Raw genomic sequence first — 5,040 nt, 5'->3', positions numbered from 1 at the left:
TTCAGTGTAACCCTTAAATCTGATACTTGGTCTTCTTTCTTCTTGCTTGCTCATAAAGCCCTCCTTTGAGCTGTTTTCCATGTCTTGTTATTTTGAAATTTTCTTACATTTGTTTTCATAAAAGGATTCACTCCTCTACAGCCCCTAGTTCTTTACAATATCTAGAAAAACTTGTATAATGTAATTAAAGATAACTTGTGAAGGATAAACGCTGGGTCCCAGAATGGGGTAGGTACTATAGTACTGAGCATTTCCTATGTGCCTGGGGTTATCTTTTTTACTTTCTTCTAAGGCTCTCAACAAAACGTTGAGGGTCTTTTTGAATCTCTGATACAATGAAATCTACAAATTGTTGCGAATATGTATATTGTTCTGTATTCCCTATTTTATGACAGTAGGCATATTTATCATTCTGTTTGATATGATAAAAATCGATAATAAGACTCAATACATACTGATTAAAGCCATTCTTATACCCTAGTTTAAGATTTCTCTTACTCAAACGATCACGAACAGCCGAGATGACACTATTATATGAATATTTGTGACTAACAGAAGGATCTTTTAGCTCTTTCACAATGGCAACTTCACTTGGAGCATTATTTTTAAGGGATACAACAAAATCAGCTTCTTCCTTCTTCTTAGTAATATAAAGATTCTGTTTGATTTCAATCGCAAACTTGTCAGAGCTATACTCCTCTGTCAGCACATCGATTTCATTTGCCTGCTGGATAAATTTTTCAGCGATTTCAGGTGGATATTTCAACCGGATTTCTTCATTCGTAAGAGGTTCATATGTAGCTGATATGGTTAAGAAGTTCTGCGCAATTGAGTCCGTGATAACAACTTGATGAAATCTTTGCATTTCATTTACAAAGTTTAAGACACAAGCTTGAAAAAGGGGAGCATACTTCAGCTCATAATCTTCAGTGATGAAATGCGTACTGATATTTCTCAGTTCGATAATCCGTTCCAAATTCAAGCGAACACGCGTATTTACATCAGAGTAGATTTTTTTAACAACCGCTTCAAGGCTCAAAGTTCTATCAGGACTATCCTTAAAATAAATAGACTCTTGTCGATTCATCATTTCCGCCTTCAACATTAGTTCCCAAGCATTACATATAAAAAAACTAAAACCCTCAATCCTATAACGAATGGTCGGCTTATTATAAATCTCTAACCCCAAGATAAAAGCTTCTATTGATTTCCCAATCAATTGCTCTTTAATATCTCTCATAATCTATCCCTCTAACTTTTTTAATTGATCTGCCAATGCATAGAGAGCCTTACGTAGAGCATTACGATACTTGACCCAAGGCAAACTAGCAATTTCTTCTGCTGCAAGCACTGGATAGTCACTTCTAGCATCGTTCATGATTTTTGTGACCTCTCCTTGTTTATCCAGGTCTTCTTGACCGATACGATGTTTCTGAATCAAGTCTTCTAGTTCCTTAGGCTTAACACTATTATCCAGACCCCACGTGCGGATGAAGGCAGTCAACTGTTGAAGGCAACTTGCTGACTGAGCCTGTTCCATCGCTCTGGTCATACTGTCAATATCTCGAGGAGCAGGATAACGTTCAAATACGTAAGTTCCATTGTAAACCTGATTTACAAAACGAGTAACACGTTCTTTCTCCTTGATATTGTCAGATTTGGCTAACTCGATTGAGATATCTTCCTTAGTTTTTTCAGCCTTAGCCACTTCTCCAGTATGAATTTCATCTGCCATCTGTGCGATGAGTTCAATGAGGTAGTCATAATTGATTGTTACATCATGGATATGGACCATCTCTAGCATAATTTGTGAAATATCAATATTTTCTTTTTTAGCCCGTCTCTCTCGGAGGTCACCAGCTAGGACTGTCGTCAACATGACTTCTTCATCTTCGGAAAGCCCAATCCCTTTATAAAAGTTTTCTGGATCATCATAAGCGGATACGGGATTTCCTTCCTCATCCTCAGTGTATTGCTTAAGCTGACTCAGTAATCTATTATAAGTTTGAATCTTCTCAAAGAGATCGTCTTGCGCTTTTTCACTCGGTGGTAATTGAATAAAGCTGTCTGTCAGAACACGGAGGTCTTCGACTACAGATTTTAGCTCCTCTTGTACTGTACTGAAAGGTTTGGAAGTGAGGCCAGACTCTTGGTTTTTTCCTTTCATTTCATCAAGATTCAACTCTGTTTGTTCGTCTGCAGAATGGCGATTGGAGTACAGATAGAAAGCCTTATTCATCTCAAATTCATTTTGCTCTGGCCATCGATAGTTGACGACATTTCCAAAAGGTTTTTCAACCATATTATGAACACGATTTGTCCGTGAATAGGCTTGGATGAGACTCGCACCTTTTAGAGTACGATCCACATAGAGAGTATTCAGTCCTGGGGCATCAAAACCTGTCAATAGTTGATCCACAACGATAACGAGATCTAGGTATTGTCCATCGTCCGCCGTTTTATTTAGTCGTGTACGGAGATTTTCGGTGTAGTCTTTCACGGTCTTCATATCAAATTCTGTATGGAAAAGACTATTATAGTGCCTAATTGCACGATGCAAATTTTCGTTAGCCTGAAGCTGTTGATCTCCATTTGAAGTATCTGCTGAAAAACTAATCGCTACTTTCAAACGTTGTTCAGCTGGCTTGGTCTGATTGATTTCTTCAAACTTGTCAAAGTATTCCATGGCTCGAGGAGTTGAAGCCTTGTTCCCACCAACATGAACCGTAAACATCGCATTATACTTACCTTTATTTGAACGTTCGTTCCAGTTATCAAAGATATCCTTTACTACCAGATTTACATGTTCCTCACTGGTGTCATAGACACTGGCTTTTACATTATCATCGATATCATCTGCTGTCGGATTTTCGGGAGCTGCAATTGTTTCTTTAAACTCAACATTAAATCCCAAAACATTTCGATCAGCAATCGCTTCTTTAATCGTGTAGGCATGAAGAAGTTCTCCAAAAATTTCTTTTGTAATTGGGAACTTAGGCGTCCCCGTATATCCTACCCAAGCTGCATGAGGTAGTGCTTGACGGATTTTCTCCAGCATATTATCATTGTCACTGCCATCTCCAGTAGACCTGTGTGCTTCATCCACAATAAAGAGAATATTATCTTTAATAGGCTTAAAATCATCTCTAGAGACATAACGAGACATTTTTTGAATACTAGTCACAATGATATTTTTATCACTTTTGACCGTCAACTTCCGATGTAAAGCCGAAATATTGGCAGTATCTGTAACGATACCATCTTTGCTTTCAAAACCAGCAACTGGATCATAGGCTTGGTAAGCTGAAACTGTTTGTTCTGTCAGTGCGATACGGTCAACCAAAAAGATAACTTTACTAACATTCGGTAAGCGACTAGCCAGCCAAGCTGTCTTAAAGCTTGTAATGGTCTTCCCACTACCTGTCGTATGCCAAATGTAACCTAGTTTACCATCTGAATAACCAAAATCATGTTTACGTACTTTATCAATCACGCGCTTCGTAGCATACACTTGATAGGGACGCATGACTTTAATACTCTCTTTATTCTTGGTCCCATCAAGGATCATGTATTGGGTTGCTAAATTATGTGCCATCGGGATGGATAGCACTTTGTCTGCAAATTCCTGCCAACGACGTACTGGCTTAGCATCTTCTTCATTCTGCCAGTTAAATGCAAAAGCCTGATTGAAACTTTCCAGAGTACTATTAGCCATGTAGCGTGTTTCATAAGGAGTCATGGCTACTAAAATTTGAAGAGTCGAAAAAATATCACTATATTGCTTTTCTGCTATATATTGTTTCATCTGGTTAAAAGATTCTTTCGTTCGATGTAACGCCTTCTTCAACTCAATTTGAATAATCGGAAGACCATTGATAAGGAGAGTAATATCAAAACGGCGATCCTGTTTACCGTCGACTATCTTAGGACGACTAATATGATTCACCACTTGATAAACAGTATTTCCTCCGCCAACCTGATCTTGATCAAATACTGTTAAAAAAACATGCTCTCCACTATCTAGATCCACCTCAATTTCAGAATATCCATTAACACCATAAAGAAATTGACCTGCTTGATAGGGAGTTTTTAGTTCTGAGATTTGTTTTTTTACTTGTGCGAACTCTGTTCGAGATAATGATCCACTTAGTTTCCCACGATTGTTCTGCTCTAGAATATTTTTGAAATTATCCCAAAGAGCTTCCGTATTTTTCACATTTTCCAGATACTCCCACTGCTTCACTCCCCCAATATTTGTTAGATAAGTAATGACTTCTTTTTCAAAAGCTAATTCTGATTTATTTTTATTTTCACTCATGTGATTGGCTCCTTAATATTTGTTCGAGGCTAGTTTGGACAGTTGCTTCCAGTAATTGACTATATTTTCTAAGCTGTGTTTGCAATAGTAATAGCTGTTCATAGGCTTGACCTATTTTTTTTTGCTCCTCTATTGGAGGTAGGGGAATACGGATCCTCTCCAGTGACTTAACAGGTATTCTCATAGATGTACCTGTTCCTTGTATCTCACGTTCCTTTTGACGTTGAACATCCCGAGATTGATTAAAAAGATAGAGAAAGTAAAATTTATCTAACCTTCCCTTTATGTTCACCTTGATAAAATTTAAAGTTAGAATTTTCCCTTCATTATCTTTCCCAACAATCGTCGCTAATCGCAATGGGCTACTGATAACTACATCTCCTGCAACGAGAGACAGCGAAGTTTCATAACATTTATCAGTCGCTAGCGTATGCGACTTTGGTTTTAAATCTGACTCAAACGAAGCCTGATCATAAAAACGAAGAGACTCCTGATTCTGCTTCTCAAACCTAGTCGGATTTACACCAGATGTAAATGAAAGAAGATCTCCTAATTGATAATAGTCCATCAAATTCTCCTCCCGTAATTGTTTCTTTTATTCTACACCTAAACAAATAATTTGTCAAATGTTTTTTGTAATATTTTTTTATTACAAAAAATTGTATATAGAAGCCTCATTTCTAAATAATAGAATACTTATTAACGCTTGGGAACAGCGGAAG

At 37.4% G+C, this 5,040-nt stretch carries 3 protein-coding genes; all 3 read right to left on the bottom strand.

The genetic code is table 11. The features are described from left to right. Window positions 1-277: 277 nt before the first annotated feature. The 3 genes from O3601_RS09245 to O3601_RS09235 are packed head-to-tail and all read right to left on the bottom strand — an operon-like array spanning window position 278 to window position 4,886. A complete protein-coding gene (locus tag O3601_RS09245) occupies window positions 278-1,240 on the bottom strand; it encodes a DUF3644 domain-containing protein (RefSeq protein WP_371472691.1) in 963 nt (320 codons plus the stop codon). A 3-nt stretch (window positions 1,241-1,243) separates the two neighbouring features. Next, window positions 1,244-4,318, bottom strand: a complete 3,075-nt coding sequence (locus tag O3601_RS09240) for a type I restriction endonuclease subunit R (protein WP_371472688.1) — start codon at window positions 4,316-4,318, stop codon at window positions 1,244-1,246. Next, window positions 4,311-4,886 (bottom strand): restriction endonuclease subunit S, encoded by a 576-nt coding sequence (locus O3601_RS09235; RefSeq protein ID WP_371472686.1) that lies wholly within the window; start codon window positions 4,884-4,886, stop codon window positions 4,311-4,313. Before O3601_RS09235 ends, O3601_RS09240 begins: the two co-directional genes overlap by 8 nt. Window positions 4,887-5,040 lie beyond the last annotated feature (154 nt).

The sequence above is a fragment of the Streptococcus sp. 20925_1_69 genome, from assembly GCF_041432365.1.
GTDB lineage: Bacteria > Bacillota > Bacilli > Lactobacillales > Streptococcaceae > Streptococcus.
The sequence above is the reverse complement of the archived record's forward strand: the minus strand, read 5'-3'. Positions and strand labels throughout refer to the sequence as shown.